This is a genomic window from Actinoplanes sp. NPDC049802 (assembly GCF_040656595.1).
Taxonomy (GTDB): domain Bacteria; phylum Actinomycetota; class Actinomycetes; order Mycobacteriales; family Micromonosporaceae; genus Actinoplanes.
Map to the genome: position 1 here is coordinate 61641 of NZ_JBFAMR010000010.1, position 15616 is coordinate 77256.

16 protein-coding genes, 1 pseudogene and 1 riboswitch are annotated in these 15616 nt (G+C 70.9%); of the genes and pseudogenes, 10 read left to right on the plus strand and 7 right to left on the minus strand.

The genetic code is table 11. The features are described 5' to 3' along the window. Nucleotides 1-42 precede the first annotated feature (42 nt). The 5 genes and pseudogenes from AB0I88_RS10140 (at nt 43) to AB0I88_RS10160 (ending at nt 3933) form a co-directional block, all read left to right on the plus strand. Nucleotides 43-447: a VOC family protein gene (locus AB0I88_RS10140; RefSeq protein ID WP_361020817.1), complete on the plus strand. Its 405-nt coding sequence runs from the start codon at nt 43-45 to the stop codon at nt 445-447. 109 nt (nt 448-556) lie between these two features. Then, nucleotides 557-653, plus strand: a riboswitch (glycine riboswitch). A gap of 127 nt (nt 654-780) precedes the next feature. Beyond that, nucleotides 781-1830 carry a glycine cleavage system aminomethyltransferase GcvT gene (gcvT, locus tag AB0I88_RS10145; protein WP_361020819.1) on the plus strand — a complete coding sequence of 350 codons (1050 nt, stop codon included), beginning with the start codon at nt 781-783 and terminating at the stop codon, nt 1828-1830. A gap of 10 nt (nt 1831-1840) precedes the next feature. Next, nucleotides 1841-2203 (plus strand): glycine cleavage system protein GcvH, encoded by a 363-nt coding sequence (gene gcvH, locus AB0I88_RS10150; RefSeq protein WP_361020821.1) that lies wholly within the window; start codon nt 1841-1843, stop codon nt 2201-2203. Beyond that, nucleotides 2200-2631 (plus strand): annotated as a pseudogene (locus AB0I88_RS10155) (serine dehydratase beta chain); the annotation flags it as partial. The gene gcvH and the pseudogene AB0I88_RS10155, both read left to right, overlap by 4 nt. 234 nt (nt 2632-2865) lie before the next feature. Beyond that, a complete protein-coding gene (locus AB0I88_RS10160; protein ID WP_361020987.1) occupies nt 2866-3933 on the plus strand; it encodes an L-serine ammonia-lyase in 1068 nt (355 codons plus the stop codon). Nucleotides 3934-3981: 48 nt separating this feature from the next. Here the strand turns inward: AB0I88_RS10160 and AB0I88_RS10165 are convergent, their stop codons facing one another. The 3 genes from AB0I88_RS10165 to AB0I88_RS10175 form a co-directional block, all read right to left on the minus strand. Then, nucleotides 3982-5019, minus strand: coding sequence for a hypothetical protein (locus AB0I88_RS10165; protein WP_361020823.1), 1038 nt, complete (start codon nt 5017-5019; stop codon nt 3982-3984). Between the two features lie 155 nt (nt 5020-5174). Then, nucleotides 5175-5780 (minus strand): nitroreductase family deazaflavin-dependent oxidoreductase, encoded by a 606-nt coding sequence (locus AB0I88_RS10170; RefSeq protein WP_361020825.1) that lies wholly within the window; start codon nt 5778-5780, stop codon nt 5175-5177. A 321-nt stretch (nt 5781-6101) separates the two neighbouring features. Further along, a complete protein-coding gene (locus tag AB0I88_RS10175; protein ID WP_361020827.1) occupies nt 6102-7166 on the minus strand; it encodes an alkene reductase in 1065 nt (354 codons plus the stop codon). An 81-nt stretch (nt 7167-7247) separates the two neighbouring features. On the opposite strand from AB0I88_RS10175, the gene AB0I88_RS10180 reads away from it, so the two are divergent. Next, nucleotides 7248-7664: a MarR family transcriptional regulator gene (locus tag AB0I88_RS10180; RefSeq protein WP_361020829.1), complete on the plus strand. Its 417-nt coding sequence runs from the start codon at nt 7248-7250 to the stop codon at nt 7662-7664. Then, entirely contained in the window at nt 7661-9148 is a 1488-nt protein-coding gene (locus AB0I88_RS10185; RefSeq protein ID WP_361020831.1) for a family 43 glycosylhydrolase, read from the plus strand. The genes AB0I88_RS10180 and AB0I88_RS10185 overlap by 4 nt, the downstream gene beginning before the upstream one ends. 115 nt (nt 9149-9263) lie before the next feature. Here the strand turns inward: AB0I88_RS10185 and AB0I88_RS10190 are convergent, their stop codons facing one another. From AB0I88_RS10190 to AB0I88_RS10200, 3 genes are all read right to left on the minus strand, one after another. Next, nucleotides 9264-9896, minus strand: coding sequence for a hypothetical protein (locus AB0I88_RS10190; RefSeq protein WP_361020833.1), 633 nt, complete (start codon nt 9894-9896; stop codon nt 9264-9266). Nucleotides 9897-10153: 257 nt separating this feature from the next. Next, on the minus strand, nt 10154-10894 hold the full coding sequence (locus AB0I88_RS10195) for a transposase (RefSeq protein ID WP_361020835.1): 741 nt from the start codon (nt 10892-10894) through the stop codon (nt 10154-10156). 33 nt (nt 10895-10927) lie between these two features. Next, complete coding sequence (locus AB0I88_RS10200; protein WP_361020837.1) at nt 10928-11473, minus strand: transposase domain-containing protein; 546 nt, start codon at nt 11471-11473, stop codon at nt 10928-10930. 589 nt (nt 11474-12062) lie between these two features. On the opposite strand from AB0I88_RS10200, the gene AB0I88_RS10205 reads away from it, so the two are divergent. The 3 genes from AB0I88_RS10205 to AB0I88_RS10215 all read left to right on the plus strand — a co-directional run bounded on the left by AB0I88_RS10205 (nt 12063) and on the right by AB0I88_RS10215 (nt 14242). After that, complete coding sequence (locus AB0I88_RS10205) at nt 12063-12572, plus strand: SigE family RNA polymerase sigma factor (RefSeq protein ID WP_361020839.1); 510 nt, start codon at nt 12063-12065, stop codon at nt 12570-12572. Then, the gene (locus AB0I88_RS10210) at nt 12553-13131 is read left to right on the plus strand and encodes a LytR C-terminal domain-containing protein (RefSeq protein WP_361020841.1); all 579 of its coding nucleotides are present in this window, start codon (nt 12553-12555) and stop codon (nt 13129-13131) included. Before AB0I88_RS10205 ends, AB0I88_RS10210 begins: the two co-directional genes overlap by 20 nt. Before the next feature lie 400 nt (nt 13132-13531). Further along, nucleotides 13532-14242 carry a hypothetical protein gene (locus tag AB0I88_RS10215; protein WP_361020843.1) on the plus strand — a complete coding sequence of 237 codons (711 nt, stop codon included), beginning with the start codon at nt 13532-13534 and terminating at the stop codon, nt 14240-14242. Here the strand turns inward: AB0I88_RS10215 and AB0I88_RS10220 are convergent. Continuing rightward, on the minus strand, nt 14232-15542 hold the full coding sequence (locus AB0I88_RS10220) for an aspartate aminotransferase family protein (protein WP_361020845.1): 1311 nt from the start codon (nt 15540-15542) through the stop codon (nt 14232-14234). The genes AB0I88_RS10215 and AB0I88_RS10220 overlap by 11 nt on opposite strands. Between the last annotated feature and the right edge of the window lie 74 nt (nt 15543-15616).

Genomic DNA, 15616 nt, shown 5'->3' on the forward strand with positions numbered 1-15616 from the left:
CGGTATCTTGAGCAACGATCGTTGCCTCCTAGGATCGGGGGCATGGCGATGGTCGCGCAGATCTCACTCGGTGTGGCGGACGACAAGCGGGCGGGCGACTTCTGGATGGCGGCTCTCGGCTATGTGCGCCGCCCACCCCGGTGGGCCGGCGACGACTGGATCGTGATCGAGCCGCCGCCCGGCGTGCCCGGCGCGCCGATCGCGATGGACGTCAGCGAGAGCCCGGTGCAGGAGCAGCCCCGGATCCACTTCGACATCCAGGACGAGCACGGCGATCTGGAAGCGGAGGTGGACCGGCTCCTCGGGCTGGGCGCACGGCGGGTCGACTGGCCGTTCTACCCGAAGCCGGGCGAGAGCCATCCGGCCGAGCCGGAGTACGTCGTCCTGGCCGACCCGGAGGGCAACCGGTTCTGCGTCTGCGGCGCTCCCCCGGGTGGCGCCGCTTGAAAGCCCACTGAGGGCCGCACGAGTGTGAACACCCGAGGTCACCGCCCCGGCTTGACCGGTCGATCGCCGGGCGGATAGTTTCTGGCCCACAACCGAACACTTCGCCGCTGCAACCGTCGCGGGAGAGCCCCCAGCCCCCGGGCCGGGGCGCCGAAGGAGCAACTTCTCCCTCAGAATCTCTCAGGCTCAGGTACCGCGTCTGGTCAGGCGACTCTGGAAAGTCGGGCCGCCGCCAGCGGTCCGCGCCCACGGTGCAAGCCGCCCCGGCGGTGAACCTCTCAGGCCCCATGACAGAGCGAGGGAGGCCCACCCGCTACCACAGGAGCCTCCCCGTTGAGACGCACCGCGCTGTTCGACGTCCACACCCGTCTGGGCGCTTCCTTCACCGACTTCGCCGGCTGGTCGATGCCGCTGCGGTACGGCAGTGACCTGGCCGAGCATCACACGGTCCGGGAGGACGCCGGCCTGTTCGATCTGAGCCACATGGGCCGGATCCGGGTCTCCGGCGATCCCGGTTTCCTCGACTACGCGCTGGTGGGCCGCATGTCGGCGGTGAAGGTGGGCCGCGCCAAGTACACGATGCTGTGCCACACCACCGGCGGCGTCCTCGACGATCTGGTCGTCTACCGGCTGGCCGAGCGGGAGTTCCTGGTGGTGGCCAACGCGGCCAACGCCGCGGTGGTCCGGGCCATGCTGGGCGAGCACTCCAACGGGTACGCCGTACGCATCGGCGAGCGGCCCGGCGCCCTGATCGCGGTGCAGGGCCCGATGTCGCTGGACGTGCTCGGCACCGGCGCCGACCTGCCCTACTACGGCATCCGCCCGGAGCGGCTGGCCGGCCGGGACGTGCTGCTGGCCCGGACCGGCTACACCGGCGAGGACGGTTTCGAGATCTACTGCGACGCCGGGGACGCCCCGGCGATCTGGGAGTGGGCGGCGTCGCGTGGGGCGCGGCCGTGCGGGCTGGCCTGCCGGGACACGCTGCGCCTGGAGGCGGGCATGCCGCTGTACGGCCACGAGCTGTCGGTGCGTTCCACCCCGTTCCACGCCGGTCTCGGCCGGGTGGTGGCCCTGGACAAGCCGGACTTCGTGGGCGCGGCCGCGCTGCGGCCGGTGGCCGCGACCGGCCCGGAGACGCTGCTCGCCGGCCTGGTGACCGAGGGCCGCCGCGCGCCCCGGGCCGGTTACCGGGTGCTGCACGAGGGCACCGATGCCGGTGTGGTGACCAGCGGCGCCCTCTCCCCCACGCTCGGCCATCCGGTCGCGATGGCCCAGGTGCCGGCCGCACTGGCCGAACCGGGAACGAAACTCGCCGTCGACGTTCGCGGCGCCCGGGTCGACGCCGAGGTCGTCGCCCTGCCCTTCTACCGCCGTACCCGCTGAGGAGCCGACCATGATCCCCGAGAACCTGCGCTACAGCCGTGACCACGAGTGGCTGACCGAGGACTCGCCGGCGACCGTCGGGGTGACCGCGTTCGCGGCCGACGCCCTCGGCGACGTCGTGTTCGTGGAGCTTCCGGAGCCGGGCACGCTGGTCAAGGCCGGTGACCCGTGCGGTGAGATCGAGTCGACGAAGTCGGTGAGCGAGGTCTACGCCCCCGCCGACGGCGAGATCATCGAGGTCAACGTCACCCTGAGCGACGAGCCGGGCCTGATCAACTCCGATCCGTACGGGGCGGGCTGGCTGTTCCGGCTGCGCGTCACCGGCGGTCCGGAGCTGCTGGACGCCGCCGGCTACACCACCCTCGTGTCATGACGGTCTCGGTGTTCGACCTGTTCTCCGTCGGGATCGGCCCGTCCAGCTCGCACACCGTCGGGCCGATGCGGGCGGCGCGCATGTTCGCCGGCCGTCTCGCCGGTGTCGACGGGGTGACGCGGGTGCGGGCCGAACTGTTCGGCTCCCTCGGCGCGACCGGACGCGGGCACGGGACGCCGAAGGCGGTCCTGCTAGGGCTGGAGGGCGCCGAGCCGGAGACGGTCGACGTGTCGGGCGCCGACGAGCGGGCCGCCGCCATTCACGCCGCCGGGGCGCTGACCCTGCCGGACGGGCGGACCGCCACGGTGGATCTGGTGCTGCACCGGCGGCGGACGCTGCCGGAGCATCCCAACGGGATGACCTTCGCCGCCTTCGGCGCCGACGGCACGCAGCTGCTGGCCAGGACCTATTTCTCGGTCGGCGGCGGCTTCGTGATCCCCCGGGAACCCTCCGGCGTACGGGCTACGCGCGCGGCGTACACCGAATCGGATCACGCGTCGGCAGGTACGCAGATCTCGTACACCGATTCGGGTGACGCAGGGGTGGGTGCGCGAATCACGTACACCGAATCGGATCACGCGGCAGCGGGTGCACGTGACCCCTACCCCGGACCGGATCACACCGGCCCGAGTACACGTACCCCCTACACCGATGCGGATCACGTGGGGGCGAGTACGCAGATCTCCTACCCCGGGCCGGGCGACGCGACGACGAAGGCGCGTACCCCGTACGCCGGTCCGGGCGATACGGCCGCGGGTGCGCACACGCCGTACACCGGTTCGGGTGGCGCGGTAGCGAGTGGGCGAATCCCGTACACCGATTCGGATCACACAGCGCTGAGTACACGTACCCCGTACACCGATTCGGATCATGCGGCGGGCGCGCGTGTTCCGTACCCCTTCTCGTCGGGTGCGGAACTCTTGGCGCTCACCCGGAGCACCGGTCTGTCGATCGCCCGGCTGATGCTGGCGAACGAGGCCGCCTCGCGGCCGGAGGCCGAGGTTCGCGCCGGCCTGCTGGGCATCTGGCAGGTGATGCGCGATTGTGTGGCGGCCGGTCTGGACGCCGAGGGTGTGCTCCCCGGCAGTTTGAGGGTGCGCCGCCGGGCGGCCGGGGTGGCCCGGCAGCTACGGGCGTCGGGTCACCGGGACGAGCTGGCGATGGAGTGGCTGACCGTCTACGCCATGGCGGTGAACGAGCAGAACGCGGCCGGTGGCCGGGTGGTGACCGCCCCGACCAACGGCGCGGCCGGCATCATTCCGGCGGTGCTGCACTATTCGGGCGCGCAGGGCGACGACGTGGTCCGGTTCCTGTTGACGGCCGGGGCGATCGGGTTGCTGTTCAAGGAGAACGCGTCGATCTCCGGCGCCGAGGTCGGCTGTCAGGGCGAGGTCGGCTCGGCGTGCGCGATGGCCGCGGCCGGGCTGGCCGAGGTGCTCGGCGGCACCCCGGAGCAGGTGGAGAACGCCGCCGAGATCGGCATGGAACACAACCTGGGCCTGACCTGTGACCCGGTCGGCGGCCTGGTGCAGATCCCGTGCATCGAGCGCAACGGGATGGCCGCGGTCAAGGCGGTCACCGCCGCGCGGATGGCGCTGCGCGGCGACGGCCGGCACCACGTCTCCCTCGACAAGGTCATCAAGACCATGAAGGAGACCGGCGCCGACATGAAGGACAAGTACAAGGAGACGGCCCGGGGCGGGCTCGCCGTCAACGTCATCGAGTGCTGAGCCGCGGGATCGGCGTTCATGGCAGCCCGGGCTCCGCGCCCGCGCGATCTATCTCAGTGTCAGATGAATGCTCGATCCGAGATAGGTGACCAGGCCGACCAGATCCGTCTCGTCGATCAACAGCCGGGCAGCCAGTTCGGCGCTGGTGGTCTCCAGCGGTTCGGCCCGGCTCCAGCGCAACACCGATTGGAGGTCGTCGGCGATGCGGGACCATCGTCCGATCGCGTCCATTTTTCTGACGATCGCCGCATCCTTGGACGATAGCGTCAACACGGTGTCGATCCGGTCGAATCGCCCGGCACGGTAGCGGTCGCCGTCACGCAGCAGGATGCCGGCCGCCTCCATGAACGGGAGCACGTCGCGCCCGCGGCGGATCGGTGGCACACCGAGCTGCCCGGCATAGGCGTCGGCCTTCGCGCCGTCCGGCAGCGGGTCGTCCATCCAGCCCGCCGGGTAGACGGGCGGCACGACGTGCCAGGACTGCACCTGTTCGGCGGTGACCGGGCCGCCGAGCGCCTTCTCCGCGTTGATCGTCAGGTAGGCGACGGTCATCACGGCGGACGGCAGCATGGCGTGCCAGCCGGAGTTGCCCGGCCCGACCCCCGGCGCACTGCGGCGCAGCCAGACCGGCGGGTCGGCACGATCGTCCGGCCAGAAGCTGATCAGCCAGGTGAAGCGGCTCCCGTCGTCACCGACGGCCCGCCGGCGCACCCGGACCCGGAACCACTCCTCGTGCCCGAGGTGGAAGTCGACCGGCCCGATTCCGCCGGTCAGGGTGGTCAGCGACAGCCCGCCGGAACTCGACCGGTAGGGCGCCTCCATGACGTCCTGCCAGTCGGCGTGATCCGCGGCCGGGGCGCTGTCGTGCAGCTCCAGCACGATCCGGTGCCGGGCCATGCCGTACGCCTGGGCGGTCAGCCAGCCACCGCCGGTCCCGGCGAGGGTGCCGGCCGGCTCGTCGCCCCGGTCCCGGTGGCGTGGGAAGTCGGGGTCCCGGTCGCCCCAGTCGACGCTGGTGTCGCGCAGCACGATGAGGCCGTACTCCGGCAGGTAGTCGTCCTCTTCGAACACCCGTACAACGGTCACGAGCCGACAACCTATCCGAACGCCCCGAAACCCGCTGCCCGCCGATCATCGCAAGTGGCGCCCGGCGTACGGCCCGGACCGGGATTCGAGCTGGTCGCTGTGGGTAGGTCTGCGGTGCGCGCGGCCCGGGCACGCGGCGTGAGGATGCGGGAAGGTCAGCGGGTGACGATGCGGAAGACGGGGAAGCCCGGGGCCGCGGCCACAAGGTCGGCCTCGGGTGAGCCGGCTTTCAGGCCGTCGAAGAAGGCGCCCGTCTCCCAGGCCCATTTGCGCAGGTAGAGACGGATCAGCGGCGGCTTGTCGGCGTCGGCGACCTCGACCGCGGTGAAGGGCTCGCTGCGGCGGCCGAGGCGGAGTTCGCCTTCTCCGGCGGCGCGCAGGTTGCGTACCCATTGGGTGTGGCCTCGGGGCGCGAGCAGGTAGCGCTCGCCCTCGTGGGTGAAGAGGTTGACCACCGTGGTGCGGATCTCGCCGCTCTTGCGGCCGCGGACGGCCAGCACGCGGCTGCCGAGCAGGCTGATCCCCCGGGCCGTGAGCCACTTGGCGAGGTCGTTGAACAGGTTGCTCGCGCGCTTGGGTGCCAGATACCGCATGGTCGCCTCCCGATTAGAGAGCACTGCTCTCGCTTGAGAACAGTAAACAGTGAACGCCTGCTCACCGTCAAGAGCAGTGCTCTCTGTTCGGGTCACCGTGAACGGCGTCGCGAGCGAAGTGTGCGCTGAGAACGCCACACCCATGGTGGGCGTGACGACACCCACCATGGGTGTCATGTTCCCGGGACGCACACAGCCGTGATCCGTGTTCCGTCTCTTCGGACGGGAGGTGGGTTCGTTTTCCGAGTGAGCTGCGACCCCGTGATCGTCGCGATGGTTCCGCGTCTCGGCTGATCAGTGCCGCACGGTGGCGTTCATGGACAGCGTCAGGGCTACCCGCGGCCCTCGAGGAGGCATCGCGGCCGGCCAGGATCTTCTCGCGAGGGGATCCCTGGCAGGTGGGTGGGTACCGGATCTGAGGTCGCAGAGCCGGTGGCGAGCCGCCGCGGGGCGCCCCCGGCAAAGGGCGCCCCGCGGCGGAGGGGAATGTCAGAGGGCCGGGTAGTCGGTGTAGCCGGTGTGGTCCCCGCCGAACGCCTTGGCGTAGTCGGGCGTGTTGAAGGGTCCGCCGGCCGCGAGCCGGGCCGGCAGGTCCGGGTTGGCGAGGAAGAGCGCGCCGTAGGAGACCAGGTCGGTGGTGCCGTCCTCGATGAGGGCGAGCGCCTCCGGCCCGGTGTAGTTCGGGTAGGTGGCCGGGTTGAGGATGAACGTGCCCGGCCACTGTCCGCGCAGCCGGTTGGTCAGGTCGCGGTCGCCGCTCTCGACCAGGTGCAGGTAGGCGAGGCCGAGCGGGGCGAGCCGGTCGACGAGGGCCGGGTAGATCTCGCCGGTGCCGGTCTCGGTGATGTCGTTGTACGGGTTGTCCGGCGACAGCCGGATGCCGAGCCGGTGGGCGCCGATGGCGTCGGCGATCGCGGTGGCGACCTCGACGGCGAAGCGGATCCGGCCGTCGACGGTGCCGCCCCAGCCGTCGGTGCGCTGGTTGACGTTGTCGGACAGGAACTGGTGGACCAGGTAACCGTTGGCGCCGTGGATCTCCACCCCGTCGAAGCCGGCCGCGATCGCGTTGCGGGCGGCGTTCGCGAAGTCGGTGATGGTCTCGGCGATCTCCGCCTCGGTCAGCTCGTGCGGGGTGACGAAGTCCTTCATGCCGTCGTGGGTGTGCAGCTGCCCGGCGGCCGCGACGGCGGACGGGGCGACCGGGACGAGACCGTCCGGCAGCAGGCTGGGATGGCCGATCCGGCCGCTGTGCATGAGCTGGGCGAAGATGACGCCGCCCTCGGCGTGGACCGCGTCGGTGACCTTGCGCCAGGCGGCGACCTGCTCCTCGCTGTGCAGGCCGGGGGTGTCGGTGTAGCCCTGACCGACGATCGACGGCTGGACGCCCTCGGTGATGATCAGCCCGGCCGAGGCGCGCTGGGCGTAGTAGGTGGCGGTCAGGTCGGTCGGGGTGTTGCCCGGCCCGTACGCGCGGCTGCGCGTCATCGGCGCCATCGCGATGCGGTTGGCCAGTTTGGCGCCGGCGAGGTCGTACGAGGCGAATGCGTCAGCCATGAGACTGCCCTCCGATAGAATGTTCGTGCCGCGAACGAAAGTAGTTCGCGGCGCGAATTTGTGCAAGGTAAGATGACGTTCATGACAGCGAGCCCGGGCTTCGGCAACCACCTGGTCTACCTGTCCACGCTGATCCAGCGGCGATTCGCGCAGATCTGCGCCGAGCACGACCTGACCACCGCGCAGGCCCAGCTGCTCTGCCTGGTGAAGGATCAGCCCCGCGGCATGAGCGAGCTGTCCCAACTGCTCGGCCTCGCCAAGCCCGGCCTGAGCGGACTGGTCGACCGCACCGAGCGGCGCGGCCTGGTCCAGCGCACCGGCTGCGAGCAGGACCGGCGCCTGTGCACCCTGATCAGCACCCCGAAAGGCAAACAGGTGGGCGACGCGGTCTACGCCGAGGTCGCCGAGCACCTGCCCGACCTGTTCGAGCACCTGTCCCCCACCGACCGGCACGCCTTCGAGCAGCTGGTCGCCGCCGCCCTGCGCGAGGAACGATGATCCGTAACCCGGTGCTGCCCGGCCACCACCCGGACCCGTCCTTCCTGCGGGTGGGCGACGACTACTACATCGCCACGTCGACCTGTGAGTGGACGCCCGGCGTGCGCCTGCACCACTCGCGTGACCTGGAGACCTGGCGGTCACTGGGCGGGGCGCTGCTGGACCTCGACCTGACCGGCTACCCGGACTCGGGCGGGGTGTGGGCGCCGTCGCTGAGCTACGCCGACGGCGAGTTCCACCTGCTCTACAGCATGGTGTCCAGCTATGCGGGCGGGTTCACCGACAGCCCCAACTACGTGGTCACCGCGCCGACGATCGAGGGGCCGTGGTCGGCGCCGGTGCTGGTGCACGCCCGCGGGTTCGACGCGTCGCTGTTCCACGACGGCGACGACAGCTGGGTGATCAACCTGGAGCACGACTGGCGGCCCGGGCACGGCGGGTCGGCCGGGCTGGAGGCGACCCGCTACGACCGGTTCACCCGGCAGCCCTTCGGCGAGCCGGTCCGGTTGCGGTTGCCGCCCCGGGCGGGCTGGATCGAGGGCCCCAACCTGTACCGGCGCGGCGACTGGTATTACCTGCTCACCGCGGACGGCGGCACCAGCTGGGAGCATCGGGTCACCGTGCTGCGCGCGCGGAGCCTCGCGGGGCCGTATGAGCGGGATCCGAACGGACCGCTGGTCACCGCCAGACACGACCCCGATCTGCCGTTGCAGAAAGCCGGCCACGGCAGCCTGGTGCAGACGCCCGACGGCCGCTGGCTGCTGGCCTACCTGGTGGCCCGCCCGCACGGCCGGCACGGTCCGTGCGTCCTTGGCCGCGAGACCGCCCTCGCCGAGGTCCGGTGGACCGCCGACGGATGGCCGGTCGTTCCCGGCGGCGTCCCCACCACCAGCGGATTCCCCGACCAGGACATCCCCGGCCCGCAGTGGCAGACGCTGCGCCGCCCGGCCACCGACGGCTGGATCGACATCGGCGACACGATCACCATCCGCGGCGGCCGGTCCCCGCAGAGCCTGATCGAGCCGTCGCTGCTGGCCCGCCGGCTGACCGCGCCACGCTGCTCGTTCGAGGCGACCGTCGACTTCAAGCCGACCGGTTTCCAGCACCTGGCCGGCATCACCGTCTACTACAACACCCGCAACTGGCACTTCCTCTACCTGACCGGCGGCGGCGAGCTGCGCCTGGCCACCCGCGACCACGGCGAGCTGACGATCCACGACCACACGATCAAAACCGATGCGACGGTACGGCTGGGAGCCGACCTGGACGGGCCCAGCCTGACCTTCCGTCACCTGACCGGCGACGGCTGGCAGCGGTTCGGGCCGGTCCTGGACGCGACGGTGGTCTCCGACGAGCACGCCCGCGAGGGCGACACGATGGGGTTCACCGGTGCGTTCGCCGGTCTGTGGGTGTGGGACCTGACCGGCGCCGGGCACTCCGCCGAGTTCAGCGACGTGGCCTACCGGATCGGGCCCTCAGACTGATCCCGTCCGCAGCGACGTGGCCGGCTGCCCGGCGCGTGCCGGCCGGTCCACCACCCGGCACGCTGCCGGGCCGTCCCCGTGCCTCGGCACCCGCGCCCGGCGCGAGTGGGCCTGGTTACAGAGTTCCGGACTCCGGCCAGCGGGACCAATGCGTGTTGGGCGGCGCATCCGGTGCGTACAACCCCGTGTCCCCGGTCGTGAGTACGTCGGCGAGTTGGCGGAAGGTTGTCGACTCGCTGGGACGTTCACCGTCGGGATGGTGCCATTGGTCCAGCCGCATGATCTCGGGTAGGTCGGCGGGGATTCGCCGTCGGAGTTCCGTTTCATCAGCCAGGAGGAGTTCCCGGTGTTCTGGGACGAGCCGGCGAAATACGTCGATCAGTTCGTCGCCGTGTTCGGCGGGTACCTCGATCCGGCGACCTCGGATCATGATCGACGTTCCGCGGTACGTCTCTGGCGCGTCGATGTCCTCGATTTCGTCCCAGTTGTCGATCCGATCGAGGAAGTCCGCGTTCTCCGAGCCCGGTTCGCCGCTGGTCAGGCAGTTGCCGAAGACGTGGAGGACATCTGTGAGGTTGCCGGCCCGGGGCGAGTAGCCGACCGCCTCGACGATCAGCGCCCACCGGCGCGCGTCACGGTAGGCGTGGAGCCTGGCGTCGACAGCGTAGTAGTAGCCGTTGTTCAAGTCGGGAAACGCGTACTCCTCGGCCGCGGCGTCAAGCTGGCTGGTGATCTCAACGGCGTCCATGGCCGTGCATCGTAACCGCGCACCACGCACATCTGCCGCAGACGACACGCACGCAGAACCTCCGCATGCGTGCCGGTCTGAGGGCTCATGCCAAGGCGCCGGGCAAGCCGATCTCGGCTACTTGGGGGTCCAGGTTCGGAAGACTCGACGGACCTCGTGCGGCCAGTCTCTGGCCCCATCGGTCCAGCCGGCGCGCCTGAACTGCTCGGCCACCACACACTGGAGGGTGAGCGGCGGTTGGTGCCAATGCCGCGTAGTTAAGGTGCTGGGCTGCTGGTCAACCCCAGGGCGATCGTGATGGTCGCCTTGTGGTCGGTCCGGTCGATGACGCCTTTGGCTCGGTGTTTGGAGATGGCGCGTTTCACGACGCGAGGGCTGATTCGGATCCGGCGTTCGGGAAGCGGGTCGGCCAGGACGGCCCGGCCGATGACACCGATGAGGTCGATGGCCGTGGCGGCGATGACGCCCGCGGCCTGGATGACCTGGTCACGGGCGGTGGTCAGGGCGATGGTGAAGCTGGCTCGGTCCGGGGCGATGTCCGGGGCGTGATCGGTGGCGCCGGCCATGGCCAGCCGTAACGCTTGGTAGGTGGTGAGCAGGGCGTAGACCTCCTGCTCGATGCCGGTCGGGGTGCGTGCGCGGAGGACTCGCCCGTCGAGGGTGGTGGACTTCATCTCCAAGAACGCGGTCTCGATCTCCCACCTCTGGTGATACAGGGTGATCAGGTCCAGGGCACTGAACTGACAGTCGGTCAGGGTGGTGATCAGCCGGTACTGGCCGGTGTGGTGGGGCTTGCCGTCGGTGTGCACGGTGATCTCGGCGTCGATGACACGGACGACGACACCGCCGAGCAGCGCGAGCCGGGAGCCGTCACGGTAGCGGCCGATGGTCGGAAACTTGCGGTTGGTTTTGCAGCGGATGAGCAGGTCCGCGCCGGTGGCGTGGATCTGTTCGACCAGGTCACAGACGGCGAAGTTGCGGTCTGCGAGCAGCAGCATGCCTGGTTTCAGGCAGCGGAACAGCGTCGGTGCCTAGCGGACCTCTCCGATGCCGATCGGGCCGAAGACCGCGTCGATGACGGTGCGGGAGCCGCAGGCCACGATGGCGACCAGGCGTAGCAGCGGATATCCGGACCCGCCGTGCGAGCCGGTCTGCCGGCCGTAGGTGGTCAGGTTCGCGGGGCTGTCGGGGACTGACATGGTGGTGCCGTCGATAGCGCAGAGCAGCAGGCCCCGCCATCGCTCGGCCGCAGCGGCGGGCCCGGCGAGCAGAGCGAACAGGGCGGCCAAGGGCTTGACGCCGATGCGGCGGCGGGCCTGAGCCAACGCAGATGATGTCGGAGCGGCCGGCTTCAGGTCGTCGAGACTGCTGGTCAGCCTCGACCAGACCTGCCGGTAGCCGGACTCGGCGAACAGGCCGCCAGCGAGGAGCAGGTAGACCACGACCCGTGAGGGCAGGTCCCGGATTCGGGCCTGGACCGTACCGGTCGTCGCGAGGACGTCGTCGACCATCTCGAACGGCACGATCTGCGTCAGCTCGCCCAGATGTCCCGGCGCGAACCGGCCCGCGGCTACCACGGTCGTACGGTGAATGACAGAATGCTCAGGCAGCGGAACTCCCAGCTCGAAGGGTGTCTTGTGAGGACAACCCCTCTATAACGGGAGTTCCGCTGTTCTACGTGCATCGACACACCCACTTGACACTCCACCGCCACCGCTAACTACGCGGCATTGCGGTTAGTGCCCGGCCGCCCGGCGGCCGACTTCCGCGTGCGGGCGATCTCGGCCCGGCGGTCGCGGCACGGGCGGGAGCGGGCAGCGGGATCGCGCCGCACGGACGGGACGGTCCGGATTCGGCTGGGCGGGGTCGTGCGTACCGGAAAGGATTTTTCGAAGTGAGGATCGATGCGGTCTTCTCCGGCCGGGTGGCGGCGGCTCGGCGGCCGGCTGACAACGGAGCCGTCCCGGCCATGGCGGCCCGCGTGATCCGGCGGGGCCCGTGGGGCACGTCTTCCAGGACCGTGAGATCGCCGACCGGTGTCTGTTCCGCATCGGCTCGCTGGACGGGCTGCCGATTCTGATCGAGAAACACGACGCCGCCATGTAACCGGGCGCGGGGCCGCGGTGTGTTCTCAGGTGTGCGAACAACCGACCGGAAGCGGGGACCATGGCGAGTAGGGACAGCGCCGATTTCGACGCCTTCTACATCGCGACGGTCCGCCGCGTCGTGCTCTACCTCTACGCCGCCTGCGGAGACCGGGCCGAGGCCCAGGATCTGGCTCAGGAGGCTTTCGCGCGGGCCTGGCAGCACTGGTCCCGGATCTCCGGATACGAGGATCCGGAAGCCTGGGTGCGCACGGTCGCCTGGCGCCTGATGGCCAACCGGTGGCGTGGGCTGCGGCGGTGGGTGGCCGCCCGCGCCCGGATGGGCCGGGCCGACGAGGCGACCGCCGGGCCGACGCCGGACCGGGTGGCCGTCACCGGCGCGCTGCAACGGCTGCCGGTGGCGCAGCGGCAGGTCATCGCCCTGCACTACCTGCTGGACATGCCGGTCAGCGAGATCGCCGCGAGCACCGGGACCCCGGTGGGGACGGTCAAGGTGCGGCTGTCCCGGGCGCGGGCGGCTCTCAGCGAACTACTCGACGAGGAGATCAGTGATGTCACATCGGGCGCCTGAGCGTCTTGAGGAACTGGCCGCCGAAGTGCGCGACCTGGAGGTGATGCCCGCCGCCGAGGTCCGTGCCCGCGGCCGTCGCCGGGCACGCCGCCAGGTGGCCGCGGTGACGGCGGCCGGCGCGGTGGTGGCGGTGACGGCGGGCGCCGCGTTCGTCTGGCCCCGGGAGCAGCAGCCCACGCTGCCGGCCGGTGACCGGCCTTCGAGTGGCCTGGTCACCTGCGTGCTCAGCCTTCCGGACAGTCCCGCCGACATCCAGGTCCGGTTGCCGGACGACCGAATCGCCTCCGAACTGCGTACCCGCGGCTTCACCGTGATCGAGGCCGGCCTCGGTCCTGCCGAGACGACCACCCTGCGCTACGGTCCCGCGTCGATCGGCGCGGCGACGGTGTTGCGGGCGGCCGTACACGGCGAGGTCACCATGGAGTTCGATCCGGGCCGCGGCGACAGGGCCATCGACCTGATCCCCGGTCCGGGCTTCACCCGCCTCGCCACCACCATCGAGATGAACCAGAACCTGATCGAGATCGGCACGCCCGTCGCGCCCCCGCCATGCTCGTGAACCTCCGCTGCGGCACCCGGATCTTCCTCAGCCGGACGACCGCGGGAACCGGCACAGCCGCTCACACGCTCCCCGTCCGCGACCCCGCCGCGTGTGGAGTTCGGGCGCGAAACCGACCCCAACCCCACACACTCGTACGAGAGCCTCACCGCGCACACTGCCCGCTCCTGCCCGCGCCGCGGCGGCCGGGGCGAGAACGGGGGACGGGCGGGCCGGGCCCGGGTGAGTATCGGCCTCAGCCCGGCGGGCGCGGCACGGGCGGGAGCGGGCAGCGGGGTCGCGCGGCACGGACGGGACGGTCCGGATTTCGGCGGGACGCGGTCACGCGTACCGGAGAAGGAAGCGCGAGGGGGACGCGGAGCTGGACCACGGTTTGCGGCGATCTTCCAGAATCACGTAGGTGAACTCTGCTCTGCGCGGCCCGTCGGGGCGACGGCTCACGTTGGTCGCCGGCATGGTGGCGCCCGGTCTGGTGGCCGCGGTCGCTGACCTGCGAGGCTGGCCCACCTGGCTGCTGCTGCTCGGGGTCGTGCCGACGGCGGTGGCGGCCGGGGTGCTGGCGCCGGCCGGCACGTGGAGGCGGGAGGACGAGTACGATCGGGCGCCGGTCACGCGGATGGTCGTGGCGGCGATCGTGTTCTTCGGGGCGATGCATTTCGGTGCCCGGCTGATCGTGCTGGGTGTGTTCGGCCGGACCGAGACCGCGCACGTCAGCGGCGTGGACATCACCGTCGATGATCGGCATCGTGACAGATACTCGCGGGAGAACTGTTACCGGCTGACGCGGCTGGACGGGTCGCCGTTGCCGGGGACGATCTGCCGGACCAGCGGCGGTGACGACTTCAGTGTCGGCGACGACGTGGCGGTGCGGCTGGAGCCGACCGGCCTGGTCGCCCCGGAGGCGCCCGGGCGGGTGCGGTACGCGTGGATCCCGGGCGGTCTGGCCCTGGCCGCGCTGGCCGGACTGGGCTGGTCGGCCTGGGTGGCCGGGGGCACTCCGCCACCGGAGAAGCCGCTGCCGCTGTGGCAGCCCACGTATGTCCGCCAGGTGGCGCGGCCCCGCCGCCGCCGGGTCCCGAAGGCGGTCCGCAAGCGCCCGCCTAGGCGGTGAACCGTGGCGCCGTCTCCCCGATCGCCTGGTCGAGGATCGACAGCCCGAGGTCGAGTTCCTCGACGGTCGACGTCAGCGCCGGGGCGATGCGGAAGACGCCGCCCATCGCCGGGAGCTGGACGACGTTCATGTGCAGGCCGAGTTCCAGGCAGCGGCGGGTGACGGCGGCGCCGAGTTCGTTGGCGGGCTGTCGGGTGTCGCGGTCGAGGACCAGTTCCAGGCCGACGAGCAGGCCACGGCCGCGGACGTCGCCGATGACGGGGTGCCGGCCGGCCAGCTCGGTCAGGCCCTTGTGGAGGTGGGCGCCGAGTTCGGCGGCCCGCAGGTCGAGCCGTTCGGATTCGAGGACGTCGAGGACGGTGTTGCCGACGGCGGCGACGAGCGGGTCGGAGACGTGGGTGGTGAAGAACAGGAAGCCGCGTTCGTGGGCGACGCGTTCGATCTCGTCGCTGGTGACGACGGCGGCCAGCGGCAGGCCGGCGCCGAGGGTCTTGGACAGGGTGATGATGTCGGGGACGACGCCGTCGCGCTGGAAGGCGTACCAGTCGCCGGTGCGGCACAGCCCGGTCTGGGCTTCGTCGAGGATCAGCAGGCCGCCACGTTCGTGGCATTTGTCGCGCAGCACGGCCAGGTAGCCGGGCGGCAGGTCGAGCACCCCGCCGGAGCTGAGGATCGGCTCGACGAGGCAGGCGGCGAGGCTGCCGACGGACTGGGCGTCGATCATCTCGAAGGCGTAGTCGAGCTGGCGCCGCCAGTCGAGCCCCCCGTCGGCGGTGATGAAGTCCGGCCGGTACGCGTTGGGCGTCGGAATGGCGTAGTTGCCGGGCGCCGCGGGCCCGTACCCCTTGCGCCCGGAACTGTAGGTGGCACTGGCCGCGGCTTGCGTCATGCCGTGCCAGGACCGGGCGAAGGAGATGATCTCGTGGCCGCCGGTGACGAGTTTCGCCATCCGGATGGCGGCCTCGTTGGATTCGGCGCCGGTGGTGAGCAGCAGCACCTTGGTGAGCGGGTCGGGCAGCGACTCGGCAAGGCGGCGGGCCAGGTCGACGACGGGCCGGCTGAGCATACCGCTGAACAGGTGGTCGAGCGTGGCGGCCTGCCGCTGGACGGTGGCGGTGACGGCCGGATGGGAGTGGCCGAGGATGGCGCTCATCTGCCCGGAGGTGAAGTCGAGCAGGCGGCGGCCGTCGGCGGTGTGGACGAAGCTGCCCTCGGCACGTTCGATGATCTCCGGTACGAAGCCGCCGGCGCCGGAGTAGCGGATCAGATGACGGTCAGCGTCGTCCCAGAAGTCAGCCATGCCCTGACCGTAGGAAGCGTTCGAGCGTCACGTCCAGCGCGCATTTGCGCCGCTGCTGTTAAGCGGAGCCGTAC

Coding starts and splice junctions, on each gene's coding strand:
- AB0I88_RS10140 (WP_361020817.1), top strand. CDS start 43: ATGGCGATGGTCGCGCAGATCTCACTCGGTGTGGCGGACGACAAGCGG.
- gcvH (WP_361020821.1), top strand. CDS start 1,841: ATGATCCCCGAGAACCTGCGCTACAGCCGTGACCACGAGTGGCTGACC.
- AB0I88_RS10170 (WP_361020825.1), bottom strand. CDS start 5,780: ATGGTGGGTGTCGTCACGCCCACCATGGGTGTGGCGTTCTCAGCGCAC.
- AB0I88_RS10175 (WP_361020827.1), bottom strand. CDS start 7,166: ATGGCTGACGCATTCGCCTCGTACGACCTCGCCGGCGCCAAACTGGCC.
- AB0I88_RS10180 (WP_361020829.1), top strand. CDS start 7,248: ATGACAGCGAGCCCGGGCTTCGGCAACCACCTGGTCTACCTGTCCACG.
- AB0I88_RS10185 (WP_361020831.1), top strand. CDS start 7,661: ATGATCCGTAACCCGGTGCTGCCCGGCCACCACCCGGACCCGTCCTTC.
- AB0I88_RS10190 (WP_361020833.1), bottom strand. CDS start 9,896: ATGGACGCCGTTGAGATCACCAGCCAGCTTGACGCCGCGGCCGAGGAG.
- AB0I88_RS10195 (WP_361020835.1), bottom strand. CDS start 10,894: ATGCTGCTGCTCGCAGACCGCAACTTCGCCGTCTGTGACCTGGTCGAA.
- AB0I88_RS10205 (WP_361020839.1), top strand. CDS start 12,063: ATGGCGAGTAGGGACAGCGCCGATTTCGACGCCTTCTACATCGCGACG.
- AB0I88_RS10210 (WP_361020841.1), top strand. CDS start 12,553: ATGTCACATCGGGCGCCTGAGCGTCTTGAGGAACTGGCCGCCGAAGTG.
- AB0I88_RS10220 (WP_361020845.1), bottom strand. CDS start 15,542: ATGGCTGACTTCTGGGACGACGCTGACCGTCATCTGATCCGCTACTCC.